Annotated in this window: 19 protein-coding genes, 1 other RNA gene and 2 pseudogenes; 15 read left to right on the top strand and 7 right to left on the bottom strand. The window is 43.1% G+C overall.

Going from position 1 to position 20,092, the window contains the following annotated elements:
* The first annotated feature begins 42 nt into the window (after positions 1 to 42).
* Positions 43 to 753 carry a Uma2 family endonuclease gene (locus V7L05_RS28300; protein ID WP_335169123.1) on the top strand — a complete coding sequence of 237 codons (711 nt, stop codon included), beginning with the start codon at positions 43 to 45 and terminating at the stop codon, positions 751 to 753.
* 2 nt (positions 754 to 755) lie between these two features.
* Here V7L05_RS28300 and V7L05_RS28295 read toward each other — a convergent pair whose 3' ends face one another.
* Together V7L05_RS28295 and V7L05_RS28290 are read right to left on the bottom strand one after the other, a co-directional pair.
* The gene (locus V7L05_RS28295; protein ID WP_335169122.1) at positions 756 to 959 is read right to left on the bottom strand and encodes a putative toxin-antitoxin system toxin component, PIN family; all 204 of its coding nucleotides are present in this window, start codon (positions 957 to 959) and stop codon (positions 756 to 758) included.
* A complete protein-coding gene (locus V7L05_RS28290) occupies positions 956 to 1,195 on the bottom strand; it encodes a hypothetical protein (RefSeq protein ID WP_335169120.1) in 240 nt (79 codons plus the stop codon). The genes V7L05_RS28295 and V7L05_RS28290 overlap by 4 nt, the downstream gene beginning before the upstream one ends.
* A 251-nt stretch (positions 1,196 to 1,446) precedes the next feature.
* Here V7L05_RS28290 and V7L05_RS28285 point away from each other — a divergent pair.
* The 5 genes and pseudogenes from V7L05_RS28285 to V7L05_RS28270 all read left to right on the top strand — a co-directional run bounded on the left by V7L05_RS28285 (position 1,447) and on the right by V7L05_RS28270 (position 6,014).
* A pseudogene (locus tag V7L05_RS28285) lies at positions 1,447 to 2,412 on the top strand (ferritin-like domain-containing protein).
* A 190-nt stretch (positions 2,413 to 2,602) separates the two neighbouring features.
* Positions 2,603 to 2,731: pseudogene (locus tag V7L05_RS28280) on the top strand (isoprenyl transferase); the annotation flags it as partial.
* On the top strand, positions 2,682 to 2,882 hold the full coding sequence (locus V7L05_RS34880) for an undecaprenyl diphosphate synthase family protein (protein WP_335174696.1): 201 nt from the start codon (positions 2,682 to 2,684) through the stop codon (positions 2,880 to 2,882). The pseudogene V7L05_RS28280 and the gene V7L05_RS34880, both read left to right, overlap by 50 nt.
* 238 nt (positions 2,883 to 3,120) lie before the next feature.
* The gene (locus V7L05_RS28275) at positions 3,121 to 3,633 is read left to right on the top strand and encodes a hypothetical protein (RefSeq protein ID WP_335169119.1); all 513 of its coding nucleotides are present in this window, start codon (positions 3,121 to 3,123) and stop codon (positions 3,631 to 3,633) included.
* A gap of 461 nt (positions 3,634 to 4,094) precedes the next feature.
* Entirely contained in the window at positions 4,095 to 6,014 is a 1,920-nt protein-coding gene (locus V7L05_RS28270; protein ID WP_335169117.1) for an iron uptake porin, read from the top strand.
* A 421-nt stretch (positions 6,015 to 6,435) separates the two neighbouring features.
* Here V7L05_RS28270 and V7L05_RS28265 read toward each other — a convergent pair whose 3' ends face one another.
* Both V7L05_RS28265 and trxA read right to left on the bottom strand, forming a co-directional pair.
* Positions 6,436 to 6,600 (bottom strand): hypothetical protein, encoded by a 165-nt coding sequence (locus tag V7L05_RS28265; protein WP_335169115.1) that lies wholly within the window; start codon positions 6,598 to 6,600, stop codon positions 6,436 to 6,438.
* A 237-nt stretch (positions 6,601 to 6,837) separates the two neighbouring features.
* Positions 6,838 to 7,155 (bottom strand): thioredoxin, encoded by a 318-nt coding sequence (gene trxA, locus V7L05_RS28260; protein ID WP_335169113.1) that lies wholly within the window; start codon positions 7,153 to 7,155, stop codon positions 6,838 to 6,840.
* Positions 7,156 to 7,680: 525 nt separating this feature from the next.
* Here trxA and fabG point away from each other — a divergent pair.
* A complete protein-coding gene (gene fabG / locus V7L05_RS28255; RefSeq protein ID WP_335169111.1) occupies positions 7,681 to 8,427 on the top strand; it encodes a 3-oxoacyl-[acyl-carrier-protein] reductase in 747 nt (248 codons plus the stop codon).
* 117 nt (positions 8,428 to 8,544) lie between these two features.
* Here the strand turns inward: fabG and V7L05_RS28250 are convergent, their stop codons facing one another.
* A complete protein-coding gene (locus V7L05_RS28250) occupies positions 8,545 to 9,627 on the bottom strand; it encodes an MraY family glycosyltransferase (RefSeq protein WP_335169109.1) in 1,083 nt (360 codons plus the stop codon).
* 157 nt (positions 9,628 to 9,784) lie between these two features.
* On the opposite strand from V7L05_RS28250, the gene groL reads away from it, so the two are divergent.
* The 4 genes from groL (at position 9,785) to rnpB (ending at position 14,962) form a co-directional block, all read left to right on the top strand.
* Positions 9,785 to 11,461 carry a chaperonin GroEL gene (gene groL, locus V7L05_RS28245; protein WP_335169107.1) on the top strand — a complete coding sequence of 559 codons (1,677 nt, stop codon included), beginning with the start codon at positions 9,785 to 9,787 and terminating at the stop codon, positions 11,459 to 11,461.
* Positions 11,462 to 12,575: 1,114 nt separating this feature from the next.
* Positions 12,576 to 13,718 (top strand): magnesium/cobalt transporter CorA, encoded by a 1,143-nt coding sequence (gene corA / locus V7L05_RS28240; RefSeq protein ID WP_335169106.1) that lies wholly within the window; start codon positions 12,576 to 12,578, stop codon positions 13,716 to 13,718.
* A 64-nt stretch (positions 13,719 to 13,782) separates the two neighbouring features.
* Positions 13,783 to 14,478, top strand: a complete 696-nt coding sequence (locus tag V7L05_RS28235; RefSeq protein ID WP_335169104.1) for a hypothetical protein — start codon at positions 13,783 to 13,785, stop codon at positions 14,476 to 14,478.
* Positions 14,479 to 14,526: 48 nt separating this feature from the next.
* Positions 14,527 to 14,962: RNase P RNA component class A (gene rnpB, locus V7L05_RS28230), an RNA gene on the top strand.
* A 100-nt stretch (positions 14,963 to 15,062) separates the two neighbouring features.
* Here rnpB and V7L05_RS28225 read toward each other — a convergent pair.
* A complete protein-coding gene (locus tag V7L05_RS28225) occupies positions 15,063 to 15,446 on the bottom strand; it encodes a hypothetical protein (RefSeq protein ID WP_334950641.1) in 384 nt (127 codons plus the stop codon).
* A gap of 128 nt (positions 15,447 to 15,574) precedes the next feature.
* Between V7L05_RS28225 and V7L05_RS28220 the strand changes: the two genes are divergently transcribed.
* The 4 genes from V7L05_RS28220 (at position 15,575) to V7L05_RS28205 (ending at position 17,917) form a co-directional block, all read left to right on the top strand.
* Positions 15,575 to 15,757, top strand: a complete 183-nt coding sequence (locus tag V7L05_RS28220; RefSeq protein ID WP_334906029.1) for a hypothetical protein — start codon at positions 15,575 to 15,577, stop codon at positions 15,755 to 15,757.
* A gap of 89 nt (positions 15,758 to 15,846) precedes the next feature.
* Positions 15,847 to 16,566: a ribonuclease III gene (gene rnc, locus V7L05_RS28215; protein WP_335169102.1), complete on the top strand. Its 720-nt coding sequence runs from the start codon at positions 15,847 to 15,849 to the stop codon at positions 16,564 to 16,566.
* Between the two features lie 99 nt (positions 16,567 to 16,665).
* The gene (locus V7L05_RS28210; RefSeq protein ID WP_335169100.1) at positions 16,666 to 17,805 is read left to right on the top strand and encodes a Gfo/Idh/MocA family protein; all 1,140 of its coding nucleotides are present in this window, start codon (positions 16,666 to 16,668) and stop codon (positions 17,803 to 17,805) included.
* Positions 17,792 to 17,917 carry a hypothetical protein gene (locus V7L05_RS28205; RefSeq protein ID WP_335169098.1) on the top strand — a complete coding sequence of 42 codons (126 nt, stop codon included), beginning with the start codon at positions 17,792 to 17,794 and terminating at the stop codon, positions 17,915 to 17,917. Before V7L05_RS28210 ends, V7L05_RS28205 begins: the two co-directional genes overlap by 14 nt.
* 27 nt (positions 17,918 to 17,944) lie before the next feature.
* Here V7L05_RS28205 and V7L05_RS28200 read toward each other — a convergent pair whose 3' ends face one another.
* The gene (locus tag V7L05_RS28200) at positions 17,945 to 20,074 is read right to left on the bottom strand and encodes an ATP-binding protein (protein WP_335169096.1); all 2,130 of its coding nucleotides are present in this window, start codon (positions 20,072 to 20,074) and stop codon (positions 17,945 to 17,947) included.
* Between the last annotated feature and the right edge of the window lie 18 nt (positions 20,075 to 20,092).

Below are 20,092 nucleotides of genomic sequence, written 5' to 3'. Positions count from 1 at the left end.
TAGAATAAAAATCATGAGGTAACATCAGCACCATCATTACTTATGGTGAAATCAGACCCCCGTCAATTGCCTAGTAGTGCTGAACTTCCTTGTTCAGACGATACCCCTGTGGATAACGAAGACCAGAACTTTATTCCTAACCTGCTTCTCTTCTTGCTGCAATATATTTGGGCAAACCGGAATGACTGGTTTTTCAGCGTGGATATGGGCGTTTACCATACTACAGGGGTTAGTCCACTTGTGCCGATTGTACCAGATGGATTTTTGAGCTTAGGTGTAGAACGCCGCAAGGCAGGTAAATCTCGTAAAAGCTATGTTGTCTGGGAAGAAAACAACATTGTGCCTATCTTGGCTTTAGAAATTGTCTCCTTAACTCCGGGTGGAGAATACGACAAAAAATTAGACACTTATGCCAAGTTAGGGGTACTGTACTACATTATTTATAATCCAGAGTATTGGCAACGCGATCGTCACCAACCTTTTGAAGTTTATCGCTTAGTAGATGGTAGCTATCAACTGCAAATTGGTGAACCCTTTTGGATGCCAGAAATTGGTTTGGGAATCGGGCGATCGCAATACGTATCTGGTAATATCCAGCGTCAGGTTTTGTATTGGTATGACCAAGAAGGAAATCGCTATCAAACTCCAGAAGAAGTTGAGCAGCAAACTCGCCAGCAGCTTGAATTAGTGCAACAACAACTTGAGCGTTATCGTCAACAATTTGGGGAACTGCCAGAAGAAGGTAAGCATTAGTATTAGAGTAAGGACTTCTCTTGGTATTGTGCCTCAGTTAACTTTAAACGAGGACGCTTTAAAACTTCTTTATACTCTGCGATAATCTCTGCCGATACAACCCACTCAAAAACAGAATTAGCAATCACAAATAAAATTACTGCCTCTAGATTTTTATCAGCTATAGCAGCAGAGACTACGATATTAGTATCAATAATAACTTTCATTCTCCCAGTCTATAAGCTTCAATTTCAGCTACTATTTCCTCATCAGTTAAGGGATTATCTGCGTGTATCGCTTGTATTTCTTTGAATAACTTTTTTAATTCTTCTGCTAAAGTAACCCTTTGATTATCGTCTGTCAAAATAATCACCTCAACTCTCTGTCCTGCTTTAAATGGTAAATCAGATAATATTAACTGCTTTGGATCTGCAATGGTGATATATCTTTTATAAACGTTCATGATTTATCCTGTTACTCAACTTTTATCTACCCTTGTTCTAACAATTTCGCCACATTCTCTGCAATTCTCTCTTCTAACTTTGTAAAGTAGCCCTAGAAAAGCGAGTTTTTAAACCCAAATTTTCTATAACCAACTTTTTCCCCGACTTTTCCAACTGCATCAGATAAAACTGCCGACTTCAGCCGACTGACAAAAGAAAGTGCGATCGCTTAGGCTATTGAGCATAGAGACAAAGATTAAAGTATAAAAAAATACTTAATAATCTCAGCCCACTCGCAGAAGACTTAGCAGGTCAAAGCTATCCCAGTCCTCATTACTTGCAAACACAACGCCGTATTCATACCCTCATAGACAGATATATTGCAGTCGAAAAACTACATGAACGTCTGCAAGATTTACTGATACAGTTTGCCAATCCCCAACCGCGTCCCTGGAAACCCATTGACTGGCAGATGATTAACCGCAATCAAATTATCGGCTTAGACGCAGAGGTATTTTTATCTATATTGATAGGTGCAATGGACACAGAAGCGCCCATTCGGGGCTATACCCAAACAAGTCGGCAGTATTTGGAAAAATTGCATCCTCAAATGGCTCGGTTTGTTGGTGGAACAGTCGGTGAAGATGGCGAACTGCTGGAACTTGGTTTGTGGGAAAAGGAAGAACGTCAGCACACACCTGCATTAATCAAAGTCTACACCCAATTAACAGACGAGAAAATTACCCCAAAACTTCGGACTGTTAGAAGCTATCTCCCCACAGATGACGCCAACGAAGACCTATATCGCCACGGCTTACACCGCATTGCCACAGAATACGGTGCAACCTGTCTTTATATTTGGTTGATGGCTCACACTACTGGCGCACTCCAGGATGTTCTAGAAGAACTAGCACAGGATGAAATCAACCACATGACCAAATTCTGGGGGTTTGGGGTCTGGGCTTTCCCCAATACTGGGTTGATGCGAATTGGACGCACGCTAATCAAAACGCGATACCTTCGGTGAGCTTCGCTAACGCCAAACTATCAGCGTAACAACCTCATGCGTACCCTCCGCCGCATGATGGCTACACTTAATTGGAATGCTTGGTCATTCACCAACAAAACAACTCTCCTCTTCACCTTCAGCTACACAATGCGTCGTCTGTGGAGTTGGAACAATAGCCTAACACCAGACTATTTACAAGATTTATTTGAATTTGAAATTACTGAATAAACCTTTTGCACTCTCCTGTACGCCTAGAGCGTAAGCTTTTCATACTCTTTATTTCTCTTTATTTCTCAAACTCTGATTTCTCCGTGTCGCGCCAGTTGCTACAAACTCCTCCACCCCCGCAACGCACTGGCTTCTCTGCGCCTCTGCGGTTCGTTATTCCGTAACTCTTATTCCTCAACGCAAAAAATCCATGACTTCCAAACTTCTCTCAACATTACCCACCGATTTAAACCCTCAAAAAATCCCCCAACATATCGCCGTCATCATGGATGGTAACGGTAGATGGGCAACCAGTCGAGGATTACCGCGCATTGCTGGCGTATACAGAGATGTACTTCACCGATATTCTTTGGCCAGATTTTAATAGAGAAGCATTTTATCAGGCTTTGTTGAGCTACCAAAGACGCGTAGGCGTAGCCCGTCGTAGACATCGCCGTTTTGGTCAAGTTAAAGCTTCACTGTCAGCTTAGTCAACCATTCACCAGACATCGCCTAAAAATAAAACCGGATAGTTTTTGCCATGAGCGATAAAGTAAAAGCACCCACATGACCACGAGGTATATGAGCGCTTATAAATAAAAACATTATCGAGGATAATCTATCTGCTATGACAGACCGAAGTAACTATAAGAATAGCAGGCACTGGGTAAATAAACTGCAAGGGTAGTTACAAATGTTTTGTTAAAAATATTACTTACTGTAAATGTGATGCTTGACTTAAGCAAAATCCAATCGATTGCTCAATCCTATTCTCCTCAAGAACTCTTTGCTGCCTTGGTTTGGCAGCGTCGGTTCAATGAGTTTGATGGCGAAGAAGTGATTACTGACCTTTGCAACCACAGGAATTTATGGGCAAGCTTTTTGTTCACAAAACCAATCTTTGCACCAGATGAAAACGGTTTAAGCTTTGGTGGTATGGTCGATACCCTGCTTGCAATGGCAAACTATCGTCCCATGCCTGAAACCAGCATCATCCATTTCATCGCTTATCCTGCCGATACCCTATACATCCTGACAGAGAACCAAGACATAAAAGTGTCAGAGCTTTTAGACTTGGGCAAAAAGTGGCGAGCTGACTCAGTAGAGGTAAGTGATGGCACGAATGAAGAATACGGTTTGCGGCTTAAGCGTCGATTGAGAACTAGATTGTCAGGGGCGCTATGGGGTGAAGATGTTCATCAGGATTGTGATGCAGTAATTGTTTCCTATTGGTGGGATTAAATTTTTGAAATATCTCAATCAGAGAAATTGTAGACTATAATATACAGTTATTTCCACCGTTTTCCTCCTGATCTTACCTGCACCCAAATCGATCAGCGATCGCGCCCTCTTAATTTTTTTTGAGTAAATTATTCTTTGGTAGGTATTAAGCCGAAAACCTTGGCTCAATACCTATATTTATTATCACCAAATCAGACTGATATAATTATTGTTTTGCCAATAGTAATTATAAGAACTCCCAATATCCTTTGTTGTTAATTATTTACCAAAATAGTATTTACTATAATTTAATACTTGCGATATAAGCTGATGTTCTGGTAAGTCAATTCAGAAAAAAAATCCTGATCTCCAAAATTTAAAGTTAATAAGATTTTTTTATCAATCTACTTTAAATTTACTTATCAATCCATTTGAAAATCGCAATTAATTTTTTCACTATTTTATAGGTGTTGGGAGTTCTCATGGCAAAATATCTACTAGGTTCTGCTAGTGGGATGGGATTTTTATGTTTAATTGCCGGGTTATCACCTGTGCAAGCCCTTCCTAGTTTAGAAATTGCAGCTAAGAACCTAGCTGTTAATCAAGATTATGGCAGCTATCAAAAAAAGGATTCTCATCAAAGCGATTTAGCAAATAATATCTCCAGTAAATTGCTGATAGCTAATGAGAGTCCCAAAAATTTACCCTCAGTTAATGAACAGCCAAAGAATCAAGATTTAGGAGTAGATTCTGCTGTTAACTTTTGGCAGCCAATCATACCACAATCTGCAAGTTCATCTCCAACCTCATACAAACTTGCACAAGTAACATCTGTATCCCAATTGTCTGATGTACAGCCGACCGATTGGGCATTTGGTGCACTTCAATCTTTAGTCGAGCGCTATGGTTGTATCGCAGGTTATCCCAACCAAACCTATCGCGGTAATCGGGCGATGACTCGCTATGAATTTGCTGCTGGCTTAAATGCTTGTTTAGACCGAATCAACGAACTGATTGCCACTGCAACTGCTGAGTTGGTCAAGAAAGAAGATTTAGCCACGTTGCAGAAACTACAAGAACAATTTGCGCCGGAATTGGCAACATTGCGGGGTCGAGTAGATGCTGTAGAAGCTCGCACAGCAGAACTAGAAGCAAACCAGTTTTCTACTACGACCAAACTCAATGGTGAAGTAATTATTGCTGGCGTTGGTGCTAGCGGTGGCGCTCCTAATAAGAGCGACCCGAACATCATCTTAGTCAATAGAGTGCGGTTAAATCTCACCACTAGCTTCACTGGTAAAGATTCATTAATTACTGGATTGCAAGCTTATAACTTTTTGGGTGGAGCCAATGGACAGGGTAGCCTGCAAGAAAGTTTAGGATTAGCTGCGCCGCTTTTAACTGCGAGTAGCGCACGTACCAGTTTTGAGCCGCAATTTCCGGGGTTAAATGTCAATACTTTGTCGAGTGTTGGCGCAAACAGTGTTCAGCTTTACAAATTGCTGTATATCTTTCCCGTCGCGAATAAATTAACCTTGTTTGCGGGAACTGCGGCGGAGACATCAGATGCTTTCCCAGCAATTACGCCTTTTTATGGTGAAGGACAAGAGTCAATTTCTCGTTTTGCCGGCTTAAATCCTGTGGTACGGATTTCTGGTGGGACTTCGGGTACTGGTTTAGCATCGGCGGCGGGATTTATTTTTAATATTTCGCCAAATTTGGATTTAAGAGCTTTATACGGCAGTGTAAATGCCAATTTACCCCAAAAATCTGCTACTGAGGCAGTACCAGGAGTTTCTACTACACCTTTGGGAGCAGGTTTATTTAGCGGTAGTAGTGTTATTGCCACACAGTTAACCTTCAAGCCAAGTCCTGGTCTGGATATTGGTTTAAACTATGCCCACAGTTATCACGAAATCAATATTTTGGGTACTGGATTAGTTAGTAGTGATATCGGTGCTTTAGCAGGGGTTGCAGCTGGGACACCGGTAACACTCAACTCTGTTGGGGCTACGGTAACATGGCGATTGTCTCCCAAGATAGCCTTATCTGGCTACGGTGCAGCGCTATTTGTTGATGCTGCTTCAAATAGCGTGGATGCTTCCACCACCTTTACAAGTTGGATGGCGGGAGTTCACTTCAAAGATTTATTCAAGTCAGGGAACACTGCCGGGATTCTTTTTGGTCAGCCGCTTTACCGTACTGATGCTGGTGGTTCTGCTCAACTTACCCCCACAGGCGACAATCGGGCAACTCCTTACCATTTAGAAGCCTATTACCGCCTTCAAGTTAGCGATAATATCAGCATTACCCCTGGTGCGTTTATTCTCTTTAACCCAGAAGGTAACAGCAACAATGAGACTACGACTGTAGGTGTACTTCGGACTACTTTTACGTTTTAAGAGATTGGGAATGAGGAGTGGCTGACGCCTAACCCCCTTTAAAAAGGCTACGGTGTATACACAAGTCCTAAAAACCTAGCTTGATGAGGTTTTCCTCGTTCCCAGTCTCCGACTGGGAATGCCTTCATTGAGTCTCTGACTCAATTTCTGGAGGCTCTGCCTCCAATCAAGCATTCCCATGCTCTGCATGGGAACGAGATAATATAGCGGTTATCGTTTACGTGAGGTACACCCGTAGGGGCACGGCACTGCCGTGCCCCTACACCTCGCAATATAATCTTGTACCGCATCTGAGTGGGAACCGGTATAAATTGGCTAAAAAAGTTCACACTAATAACAATATTGCCTTGTGTCACAGAAAAATATTAAGTCGGCGCTGAACCTCGCTAATGTTTTTAATATCTAATCGCCTACAGATAAACTAATTGTTTCTTTTGCCTGAGTTACGAGTTTGATTTGAAAGTTGGTGCTTTTGGATAACCCGCTCAATCTGGCAAGTCACCGCATTTATTCTATGTTTAACTTTATCAAAATCAATATTCACCCAAATATAGGCTTTGTCAAATCTTTCCTGCTTCTTATCCATAGATTGCTTCGCTTGTCAAGATATTTTGTTATATCTATACAATATAGCTATCCTAATTTCTAAACTACTTTCTTTAGACGTATAAGTAAATATGCTTAATATTTACTTAAGATTTTATCTGCTACAAGTTCAGTTCAACAGTGATTTGATTGCACAGAGGCGCACAATTACCATTTACTGAAAGAGACGCGAAATTTCGCGCCTCTAAGAACCAAAATCCAAATTCTAAGTGTTAGCTTAAATCTTTGTTTGTAGATATTCCACCAACTGCGGTGCTTGCATTACTCCCTCTATCCGATCCACAGGCTGACCCTGCTTAAATAGTACTAAGGTTGGGAGAGAGGCAATTTTATACTGAGTAGCCAAATCTGTGTATTTTTCCGTGTCGATTTTGACAATCCGTAGGCGATCGCTAAGTTGGGCATTGACTTGCTCTAAAATTGGTACCATCATCTGACAGGGGCCACACCAGTCAGCGTAAAAATCTACTAATACAGGTACATCAGAAGCAGACAGCATCTCTTCAAAGCTATTAAATTCCTTTTTAGTTGCCATATGACACACACCGATTTTCAATTGTTTGTTTCAATAGTAATTGTTAGAAAATAAAATCGGTATAAGTTCATATGTTTTTGTTGGGAAAAGATTAGATAAGTTAATATAGACTGATTTGCCAGCCAACAATCTTAAATAATTATAATAAAATACATATATTATTGTCGTTTGTGCATATCCACTAGATATCTATTTAAACCTATCCTGACCAACCAAATAATTATACATACGTTCACGAGAGTGATATCTACGAGGGCTATGTCTACGCAGCTATAATTAAATCAATAATATGATGATCCCAATTGGGAAAATTTTGCTCATCGTATCCATCATGTATGTTATTATCCAATTTAAAAGTTTTCAAGGACACTTAATTCGTGATCTATTAGCTATTCTAATTTGGATCATGCCAGCAAGATTGTTACTCCGCAAGAGTTAGATTTTATCCAGACAATATTCAGATGTTCCCTAAATCACCATAAGATAATTAGCGCGGTATTTCTCAGACTGAGGAACATTAAATAAATGACACTATTACAAGATAAAGTCGCAATTGTTACAGGTGCATCACGAGGAATTGGGCGAGCGATCGCCATTGAATTAGCCACACAAGGAGCGATCGCAGTTGTCAATTATGCCAGTTCGAGTGCAGCTGCTGAGGCAGTTGTTACAGAAATTACAGCAGCCGGAGGTCAGGCGATCGCTATTCAAGCTGACGTTTCTAAAATCGATCAAGTAGAGGCACTAGTTAACGCCGTCATCGAAAAGTTTAGCCGTGTGGATATCTTGGTTAATAATGCAGGTATTACCCGCGACACACTGCTTTTGCGTTTAAAGCCAGAAGATTGGCAAGCTGTGATAGACCTTAATCTAACTGGTGTTTTCTTATGTACACGCGCCGTCAGTAAAATCATGCTCAAGCAGCGATCGGGGCGGATTATCAACATTACCTCCGTTGCTGGGCAAATGGGCAACGCAGGTCAATCCAATTACAGCGCCGCCAAAGCAGGTGTAATCGGCTTCACCAAAAGCGTTGCCAAAGAACTTGCTTCTCGCGGCATCACTGTTAACGCCGTCGCCCCTGGATTCATTGCCACCGATATGACCAGCAATCTCAACAACCCCGAAGATATTCTCAAATACATCCCACTCGGTCGCTTCGGTCAGCCTGAAGAAGTCGCTGGGATGGTGCGCTTCCTCGCCGCCGACCCCGCCGCCGCCTACGTCACCGGACAAATTTTTAACGTCGATGGCGGCATGGTGATGGCGTAATTCATTAAATTGTAGAGACGCGATTCATCGCGTCTACAGCAATTTTCGTAGGGTGCGTTAGCCTTTGACGTAACGCACCGATTTTATCAGGCGATCGCTAATTTAGCCTACAAGCAACTAAGGCTGTTGACGTATCCTTTGCCAGATAGTAAAGCCCAAAAGAAAAATAATGCTACTGGCGGTAGCCAGCATCACAGCCAAACTCATACCTTGTATTCTCATCGCCAGCAAGTTGAAAACTAAGGTAATTGACCAAAGTGTGAACGCAGCATGGCGCTGGGAGAGTCCCCAAGCAAGTAAGCGGTGGTGCAGGTGGTCTTTGCCAGGAGTACTCAGAGGGTTATTTCCTGCTAGTAGCCGCCGCACAAATACTTGAGTCGTATCTAGTACTGGCAACAACAGAAATAAAACCGTAGGAATTAGTGCATAAACTGTGTTTTGTTGCAGTTTGCCTAAAATACTAGTTGCTGCCAGCACATAGCCAAAAAAGTATGCCCCGGCATCACCCATAATAATTCGTGACGGATGGAAGTTATGGCGCAAAAAGCCCAGTGCAGCACCTGCCAAGGCTGCGAGTACCAAGATTGCTGCTGCACGATTGTTAAATTGGGCTGCAACCGCCAACAAACTCATGGCGGTAATAAAGCTGATTCCTCCTGCCAAACCATCCATCCCATCCATCAAGTTGACAGCGTTGGTAATCCCTACTACCCACAGTACTGTTAGCAACATGGACAGGAACGAATCAATGGGGGTGCCAAACAGGACTTTGACACTGATGCCATTAGCTACCAGCAAAAGTGCCGTGACAATTTGCGCCCACAATCGAACAGAGGGCGGTAAGCCGAACTGATCATCGATAAAGCCCACAAGGACTAATATCGAACCCCCCAACAGAATAGTGAGTACCTGAGCCAATACGTTTTGGAGTTCGATTGGTCGTAAAAGGCTAGCTAATACCAGCGCGGCAATTACACCCGCGTAGATAGCCAGCCCCCCTGCATTGGGTAAAGGTTCTCGGTTGAGTCGTCGGGCGTTGGGTTGATCAGCCCAACCTACCTGCAAGGCGAATTTGCGTACTGTCGGAATTAAACGCCAAGTTACAACCCAAGCCAAGAGGAATGTAAATACTACCGCCAACCAGCCGGTGCCGCCAGGGTCGGCAATACCAAGGGACTTAAGGGAGTTCTCTAAATTCATCTCCCAATTCAAGCATTACTGCCAGTATCTAATATGAGCATCACCTGTATATTAATCAATTTTTTTATTTCCATTTATAAATTGAGCTGCTTGGGAGATTAGCACTCTTGACGTGTGAGTGCTAAATTGTCTAATGGAAGCGCTGGAGAAATAAAACATGGCGAAAATTATTGCATTTAACGAGGAATCGCGGCGATCTCTAGAAAGGGGTGTTAACGCCCTTGCCGATGCCGTAAAAATCACCTTGGGGCCCAAAGGTCGGAATGTCCTTTTAGAGAAAAAATTTGGCGCACCTCAAATTGTCAACGATGGTATCACTGTTGCCAAGGAAATTGAATTAGAAGATCCTTTGGAAAATACTGGTGCAAGACTCATCCAGGAAGTAGCCTCAAAAACTAAAGATGTTGCTGGGGATGGCACTACCACCGCCACAGTTTTAGCACAAGCCCTGATTCGGGAAGGTTTGAAGAACGTCGCGGCGGGTAGTAACCCAGTTAGTTTGAAGCGCGGGATCGACAAAACTATTGAGGCACTGGTAAAAGAAATTGCCAGGATAGCCAAGCCAGTAGAAGGAAGTGCGATCGCTCAAGTTGCCACTGTTTCAGCTGGCAATGATGAAGAAGTTGGCCAAATGTTAGCCCTAGCAATGGAAAAAGTCACCAAAGATGGTGTCATTACCGTTGAAGAATCTAAATCTCTAACCACCGAACTAGAAGTAGTTGAGGGGATGCAGATTGACAGAGGCTACATTTCCCCCTATTTCGTCACCAACAACGAGCGGCAAATCGTGGAATTTGAAAACGCCCGGATCTTGGTGACAGATAAAAAAATCAGCAGCATCCAGGATTTAGTGCCGATTTTGGAAAAAGTTGCCCGTTCTGGTCAGCCCTTGCTAATTATCGCGGAAGATGTCGAAGGTGATGCTTTGGCAACTCTGGTGGTGAACAAAGCGCGGGGTGTACTGGCTGTGGCTGCAATTAAAGCACCTGGGTTTGGCGATCGCCGCAAAGCTTTGTTAGAAGATATTGCTATTCTCACCGATGGACAGTTGATTTCTGAAGAAATCGGCTTAAGCTTGGATACCGCTGCTCTAGAAGCGCTGGGAACTGCCCGCAAAATCACCATTGACAAAGAAACCACCACAATTGTCGCTGGCAGTGTCACCAAGCCAGAGGTACAAAAGCGGATTGCTCAAATTCGCCGACAGTTGGAAGAAACGGATTCTGAATACGATCAAGAAAAACTGCAAGAACGCATCGCCAAGCTCGCTGGCGGTGTCGCAGTGATTAAAGTAGGTGCGGCAACCGAAACCGAACTCAAAGACCGCAAACTGCGGATTGAAGACGCGCTCAACGCTACTAAAGCCGCCGTGGAAGAAGGTATTGTTCCTGGTGGTGGGACGACCCTAATTCACTTAGCTAAGACGGCAGAAGCGATTAAAAACAGCCTAGAAAACGAAGAAGAAAGAATTGGGGCTGATATTGTCGCACGAGCGCTAGAAGCTCCCTTGCGCCAAATAGCAGACAACGCCGGTGCTGAAGGTTCTGTGATCGTCTCTAGAGTCCGGGATACCGACTTTAACATTGGCTACAATGCTGCTACCGGGGAATTTGAAGACTTAATCGCTGCGGGCATTATCGACCCTGCCAAAGTCGTGCGTTCAGCTTTGCAAAACGCTGGTTCCATTGCTGGTTTGGTCTTAACCACCGAAGCGATCATCGTTGAAAAGCCGGAGAAGAAATCTGCTGCTCCTGCCCCTGATATGGGCGGCATGGGTGGTATGGGCGGCATGGGCGGCATGGGCGGTATGGGCGGCATGGGCGGCATGTTCTAACTTCTGCTCACCCAGATAATATTTTTTTAAACAGTTTGTCTTACCAAGGCAAACTGTTTTTTATCGGATTGCCGATTTAGAGTGGATATGTTATGTAAATTCGTAATTCGTAATTCGTCATTAAGTATAGATAAATTTTAGGACTTACGCAGAAGAGATCCCCCAACCCCCTTAAAAAGCAGGGCTGTTTCATTCCCTAAAAGGCTCTAATTTACAAGCGTTTCAAGCAAAAAAGTCAGGTAACTAAAAAATCTGATTGGGCAAGAAAATCGCGTAGGCGTAGCCCGTCGTAGACATCGCACTGAAATTTACTCGTTGAGGTGGTAGCTTTTCGATTACCAAATCAAGCAAATTTCTGACTCATACTCTTGACAAAATCTCTAAGAGATCGAATGAAACAGCCCTGCCTTAAAAAGGGGGCTTTCAAGTTCCCCCCTTTTTTAAGGGGGGTTAGGGGGGAGTGCGCTTCGCGCACGCTACGCGAACGAGGTTTCAAGCTTTGATTGCGTAAGTCCTGAATTTAACAAAATCCCATATTTAGCATCCATCAAAAAATATTGCTCCAGGGTTGACGTTTCCGTGTTTCGCGCAGTCTGTAGCAACTTCCGCCTTAAGAGTAAGAACTTCTGCCTTGACGTTTTTGTGTTTCGCGCAGTCTGTAGCAACTTCCGCCTTGACGTTTTCGTGTTTGGCGCAGTCTGTAGCAACTTCCGCCTTAAGAGTAGAAACTTCCGCTTTTTTTGTAGCAACTTCTACTTTAATCTACAGATTTCTAACACATCCAAATTTTTTATAACCTAGAAATTACCGTCTTTGTCAGGACTTACGCATTGACAATAAATACCAAATATGTGTCCGGTGAAAAACCACATATTTCGTAGGGGTTTAGCATGGCTTTTCCCCTACAGCATCATCTATTTACAACCAAAGGATAATTAAGAAAAGCCTGAAACAACTTATTTTTGTTAACGCACATCACGATGAATTTGTAGAGTGCGTAAGTCCTATTTGGATTAAATTTTGTAAAATTATGTGTAAATGGTCATTGGTCAATTATTTTTACCAATGACCAATGACCAATGACCAATGACCAATGACTATTAGGTAATATTTAATGGCACGAAAACTGCGCCGCCTCCCCAAAATAGTAACTAGGCTATATGAAGATGAGTTCCATCACCAACCAGGAACTATACCAGGAACCATTATTATTGATGCAGATGCTCCACTACCGATAATTTTCTTAATTGACTATAACCAAACCAATTTTATCCGCGAACAAATAGCAACCCCAGAGGAGTGTGTCCCATATCTGGAGATGGAATCTATTTCTTGGGTAGACGTACAAGGTCTAGGCAGTCAAGATATATTACAACGATTGGGTAACGTTTTTAAGTTACATCCTCTAGTTTTAGAAGATATAGTCAATGTACCGGAGCGTCCAAAAACAGAGGATTATGAAGACCAATTGTTATTCATTAGCCGCATGGTAGTAGCAAAGGAAAGAACATGTGGTTTTTACAGCGAGCAAGTGAGTTTGATATTAGGTAAAAATTATTTGCTGACAGTACAAGAAGAACCAGAGCATGATTGCTTTGAATCGGTGCGATCGCGAATTGAAAAAAACAAAGGTACTATCCGCAAACAGGGAGCAGATTATTTAGCTTACGCTCTGTTAGATGCGATTATTGATGGCTTTTTCCCAGTGCTGGAGCTTTATGGTGAGCGAATTGAAGAGTTAGAGGAGGAGGTAATAGTTAAACCAACCCCACAAACACTACAAAATATTTATCAAATTAGGCGAGAATTACTGCAACTACGTCGTGCTATCTGGCCACAGCGAGATGCAATTAATTCCTTAATCCGTGATGGTAGTGATTTGATTAGTGAAGAAGTGCGAATCTACCTACGAGATTGTTATGACCATACGGTACAAGTGATGGATATGGTGGAAACTTATCGAGAACTAGCATCTGGATTAATGGATGTGTACCTTTCGGCAGTCAGCAACAAAATGAATGAAATCATGAAAGTACTAACAGTAGTTTCAACAATTTTTATTCCACTGACTTTTGTGGCTGGAATATATGGGATGAATTTCAATACTGAAAAATCGCCATATAATATGCCTGAGTTGAATTGGTATTGGGGCTATCCACTTTGCTGGGCAGTGATGTTAGCGATCGCATTTGGTTTGCTATTCTTTTTTTGGCGACGTGGCTGGCTGCAAAATTCTGTAACAATCAAACGCAATTAAAAATTGCCGATGAGCGATGAGTCGAATATACATTCATTAGCACTGGGAGTTGAGATTCTGAGTTATGAAGAGTAGCGACCAGAATTTAATAGTTTTGACGATTTATATTATCGGCGTTTCCTATGTTTTTAACCGCATGGTTGAATCCATCGACGACCAAATTAAGTTTGAGTTTAAAAAAGGAATTGTTGACGAGCAACTCAAGGAACAAAATCTCGACGATAAAATTGGAATTTCCTTTAGACTCAAATCCTCATACCCAATTGACGACTTGAAAGATTTATCGATTAGCGTTGAAAATAAATCTGAAAATATTGCCGTATACGTTGACTGGGACAACAGTTCTTTGGTCGTTGAACATAGTAAGCAATCGCGCCGCGTGATTCGGAAATCACCAGACTTAACCCGCGATTTAGCAGTACCCCAAAGTCCTAGCCTGATTGCCCCCAAGAAAACACTTTCTGAAACCGTGACAGCAGAAGATGTTTTCCAGCGCGATCAAGTAGCTGGAACCTACTTAGCTAAAAAACCACTAATTGATATTAACGGGCTGCAAAAAGGGCAAAAAAAGTTATACAACGACTTTATTAACAGAAGAAAGGAGTTAGACTTTTCGCTGCAACTGGTACTACGGATATCTGAGGTGCGTTTAGGTTTAGCCCCAGGTCGTGATTTTCCTGCCATTAGTATTATCAATTGTCCTTTCACAGTCAGAAAACTACCTTGGACTTACGCTCTACCTTGGAATAAAAAGAAGTAATGTCATGTCAACATACTATGCCATCGAAGATTACACTGGATCTAAGGAGAGAGTAGGCGCAGGCAGTTGCAGATCAGTCATAGTTACTGATTTGAGGAAAGTCCGGACTCCCGAAAGACCAAACTTGCTGGATAACGTCCAGTGCGAGCGATCGTGAGGATAGTGCCACAGAAAGATACCGCCAAGAATTAGGGAATAGGGAATAGGGAATAGGGAATAGGGAAAGAAAAACCCTACTCCCCACTCCCCACTCCCCACTCTCCAATCCTTGGTAAGGGTGCAAAGGTGCGGTAAGAGCGCACCAGCAGTATCGAGAGGTGCTGGCTCGGTAAACCCCGGTTGGGAGCAAGGCGATAGGAACTACGGTTGGTCTTTTACCAGTTCCGCTCAATGAGAGCCGCTAGAGGCGTTTGGTAACAGGCGTCCCAGATAGATAACTGCCCTCGCAAGAGAACAGAACCCGGCTTACTACCTAGTCTTTCCCCTGTAATGGAGTATGAACCTTTCACGGTTTGTACTCCATTATTTTTTATACGGATTTTGGGCGTAAGCGAAGCTCGTCGTAGACATCGTTAATTCATAATTTAAAGCATTCCCAGTATCTCTAATGCTGTATCCAGATGCCATTTAACTCGATAGAGTCCAAACAGCTTCTCTTGACTATACCGTGCTGGATACTCTAGCTTCTTTCCCTCCATCGTCACTTTGAGCAATGCTGACTGCTCCGGTGTAGGTGTTCCCATAGCCTCTAGCGTTGCTTCTAGCGCTTGTACTTGAGAGAGCATAGGAGACTTTAATCCTTTATTCTCTGACACTTGCTTGCAGGCTACAACAGGGAAGGTCAGGAGTGCGTTAATGTAGGATGCTTTATCAGCAGGGTTCCCTATTGCTTGGATGCCATACTGTATCAGACATAAATCGCGTAATGCTCTCAAGCTTTTAAGTTCTAATTCTGTGCGTGTAAACATAAAATAGAGTTACCTCTTGAAAAAGTGGGAATCGGTGGGCAACAAGTTTCTCAGGCTAAGATGCCCACTGATTTAAGATTATCCACTGATATACATGTGGAGAATAATTTTATTTGTATTTCTACACAATGTCTAAAAATAAAGGTAATCCAGATAACTTAAAGCCGTTCACCACAGACAGAGAGCGACCACTAACTGAATATCTACATTTGCGTGTCACCAAGGAAATGAAGGAAGAAGTGAAAGCTAAAGACGACCCTCCTGAGTTTTGCCGTCAAGCTATTCAAGAGAAGCTAGATAGAGATAAGTAGCGAAAAGTTGTTAAAGTAATAGTCCAACAACTTTATATAAGAATAGATAACTAGTTGTCTTCCCATACCCCCTTTCCCCTTATCATGCAATGCGCCTTGCTTATCCACGCCGTCAACGGCAACTCGAAAGTTTAGTCCAAAAATTAGGTTTGTCGCTAGAAGCACCTATAAAGTGGGAACTGCTGGATTTAGCGCTAACTCATCCCACTGTTTCTGAATCGGCAAATTATGAACAGCTGGAGTTTGTTGGCGATGCAGTGGTGCGGCTGGTGTCGGCTGTTGTGTTATGGGAAAATTATCCCGATTGTCCAGTAGGGGATTTTGCGGCTATTCGTTCGGTGTTGGTGAGCGATCGCATCCTCGCCCAATTGGCCAGAGGTTATGGTTTGGAGTTATACTTACTAGTCGCTGGCAGTGCTACTGCTGATAAAGTTGGTCTAGAGTCACGACTGGCAGATGCTTTTGAAGCAGTTCTGGGTGCGCTTTATTTAAGTACTCAAAATCTGGAACTGATCCGTTCTTGGCTAGATCCCCACTTCCACCAACTAACTACAGAAATTCGCCTCGATCCTGCCAGACTTAATTACAAAGCTGCTCTCCAAGAATGGACTCAGGCACAATTTAAAGTTTTACCAGAGTATCGGGTTGTGGAAGTTAGTCAACCGCACCGTAATCAAGAACGTTTCCTAGCTGAAGTGTGGCTGCACGGAAACAAGCTAGGAGTTGGTAAGGGACGCTCGATCAAAACTGCTGAACAAGCCGCAGCCAAGGTAGCTTTTTTAGCAATTAGTAATCCGCAAAAACCCTGAACCCAAAATCCGGCTGATAAACTGATAATCAGTTGGTTGTCATTAGTTATTTTTTATTTGACTAATGACTAATGACTAATGACTAATGACTAATAACTTATGACAAACCAAATTAAAATTGCTGTCATCGGAGTTGGGCGTTGGGGAGTGCATCTGCTGCGGAATTTCTTAGCAGATCCCCAAGTAAATGTAGTTGCTGTAGTAGATCCACATCCAGAACGATTAGCGGCGGTAAAGCAGCAGTTTAATTTAGATGAAGATGTAGTATTAACAACGCAGTGGGAGGATTTAAAGAAAGTACCAGGGTTAATAGGAGTGGCGATCGCAACTCCAGCCACTACCCACTATGCTTTAATTCAAGATGCCCTCCAACAGGGATACCACGTTTTTGCAGAAAAACCCCTAACTCTCAACCCCGCAGAATGTCGGGAACTTTGCCAGTTGGCAGAACAGCATCGTTTAATACTCATGGTTGACCATACTTATTTATTTCACCCAGCAGTTGAGCGAGGGAAAACTGTAGTACAAGCGGGTAAATTAGGAGATTTACGCTATGGCTACGCCACCCGCACCCATTTAGGGCCTGTGCGGCGAGATGTAGATGCGCTGTGGGACTTAGCCATTCACGATATTGCGATCTTTAACGCTTGGCTGGGTCAAATTCCGGTGAAAGTACAAGCAACCGGTACGGTGTGGCTACAGGGGGGTGAGGAGCAGGGGGAGATGAGGGAGCAGGGGGAGATAATTACTATTTATTCCCCCTCATCCCCCTCATCCCCCTCATCTCCGGGACTAGCTGACCTAGTATGGCTGACACTGACATATCCAGATGGCTTTCAAGCTTATATTCACCTGTGCTGGCTGAATCCTGATAAACAGCGACGCCTGGCGATTGTGGGCAGCCTTGGGAGCTTGATTTTTGATGAAATGTCACTATCATCACCTCTCACCCTACTACATGGGGAGTTTGAACAGCAGGGCAATCAATTTATTCCTGTGAATCAAAGGCAGGTGGTGCTGGAATTAGAGCCAGGGGAACCATTACAGAGGGTTTGCTCCTCCTTTGTTGTCTCTATTCTCAACAATACTCTCTCAGAGGTTTCGTCTGGCTGGGTAGGCACTGAGTTAGTAGAAATTCTTGCTGCTCTAACAGTATCTCTTGGGCAAGGCGGCAAACCTATTTTTCTGAATGATGAGTACGGCGCGTCTTGTCCCGATGTTGGCAATGCAAACCCTTGAGCAACGGCGCAAAATCGAGAATGCTATTATCGAGGGAGCCTCGAAGTATGTCACCAACAGTGGTGTGGAAATTCCCGCTTCTGTGATGCTAGCTGTAGCTTACAAACCATGAGCTAGAACAACTCTTGGTGACATACTCTTATCTCTTGAAAGTCCCATTTGCACAAACCCCTCCCTTTGGAAGACTTACCAGGATAGTTTGTAGCGGCGAAAGACGAATCTCGCAAGTCTCCTTTCCAAGTAGCAGCAGGGACTTCGGGAACTTCTCGTTGTCTGCCCCTACTTTGGCAGATTCGTTGATCCCCAAAGAGGAACTTCCCCCAGACTCCTGTAAGCTAGGGTAGCGACTTACTTTTGCCGCCTCATTCTCAGAGGAAAATCCCAAATCGCCGACATTTTCATCTTTCTTTGGAACAACTAACAGCGAGATATCAATCAAAGGAATGGTAATCTTTAGTGTCGTACCTTGATGAAGTCCCGCACTCTCAAGAGAAATGCTGCCTCCCATGAGTTCGATTAAGTTTCGTGAAATTGCTAATCCCAGTCCAGTACCTTCAAACTGGCGCGTGGTTGTGCCATTCACCATCACAAAGGGGCGAAATAGTTTGTGCTGTTGAGTTGGATCAATGCCTATACCTGTATCTTTGACAGCGACTACCACCTGAGATTTACCATTACTATATTGAAGTTCTGTACTAATGGTGATGCTTCCGGTGTCGGTGAACTTAGTGGCGTTGCCGATAACATTAATCAGCACCTGCTTCAGTTTTGCCGCGTCTGCCTTAATTGGTATCACTTCGGGATCTAACTCACATTTCAACTGCAAGCCTTTTTGTTGAACATTAACTGATTGTAAATTAATCACCTCTAACAATATTTGTCGGAGGTCAATAGGTGTGCTGACGACTGAAAGCTTACCTGCTTCGATTTTAGAAATGTCGAGTAAATCATTAATAATACCTAGCAAGTGAATCGTTGTTTCATCGGCACGTTTGAGAAACTCCATTTCTTCTTCCCGGTCATCACATAAGCCATCTTCAACCAGGCGAATACAGTTAATAATAATATTTAATGGGTTTCTCAATTCATGGGAAGTCGTAGCCAAAAACTGGCTTTTAATCTGGTTAGCGGTTTTTGCTTCTTTCCAAGCTATTTCCAGTTCTTCGGCTCCAGCTTTGAGCCGTTCTACCATTTGGTCTAATGCTTGGGCTAGTTGATTGAATTCCCGGATTTGAAAATTGTGCGGAACTGGTTGTGCGGCGTGGTGAGAGTGAATATTGAGAGCGTAGTCTCGCAATTCTTCTACAGGACGTGCTAAGTAAGGAGCTAGATATAGGGACGCTAACAAACTTGCACCAATCAAACCAACTGTCAAAACGATGAGAATTAGTTTGATTTCCTGTAAACCAAAAAGCGCATTATCGACACTAGTAACAGCTAAGACTATCCATTTTTGCTGCTGCTGTTGGGTCAGCGGATTTGCAATAGCTGTATAGCCACCGATTAATTCTTTCCCCTGTGTAAAAGACAAATTTATCGAATCGTTTCGTCCCGCGATCGCATTTTTAATTATGCTCCTGAGTTGGGAAGCATTTGGATGCTGATTGATATTAGTTCCTACCCAGTCTGTGAGTGGGTGCGCCAAAATTGTGCCATCTTCAGCAATCACTACCATCGCGCCTGTGAGCGATCCCGGTCGATTTATGGTTTGTTGGTACAATGCAGACTGAATACTTAAGCTGTAAACTAAATTTCTTCGGCTATCGGAGACTGGTGCAGATAACACTAATCGCAGTTGATTTTGGGTGTTTCTTTTACCAGTAATTCCTGCCTTTGACGGGAACATTGCTTTGACATCAATTCCGTCACTAGGCGAAGGTAATGTCAATTCTCCAATAACTTGATCCCCGCAGCTACTGGCAATTATCTTCTGGTTTCGGAGATTCGTTAATTGGATGCACTCAATATTGGCTGGAAGTTGTTGCCTTAACTGCGTGAGAATTTCTTGCTCTTGTATCGGTGAACCCGACGGAATCACTGTTGTTTTACTTACACTCAGCAAATTAGCTTTTAAGATCGCGATCGCATCTCCAATTCTCTCCCCTTTACTGATGGCGCTTTCTGCTAAATTTTGACGGGCAGTTTCTAATATGCTAGAACGTGCCTTATTCAAGGCAACAATCTCGCCTATAAGTAAAACTGGGACAAACAGGAGCAATATTCTCGTTACTAAAATTCGACGAAAGGAAGATTGGCGGAACTTAGTCATCGAGTGTCTCACTTTGCA

It is taken from the genome of Nostoc sp. (genome assembly GCF_036917755.1).
In the GTDB taxonomy this organism is placed as follows: Bacteria; Cyanobacteriota; Cyanobacteriia; order Cyanobacteriales; family Nostocaceae; genus Nostoc.
The sequence above is the reverse complement of the archived record's forward strand: the minus strand, read 5'-3'. Positions and strand labels throughout refer to the sequence as shown.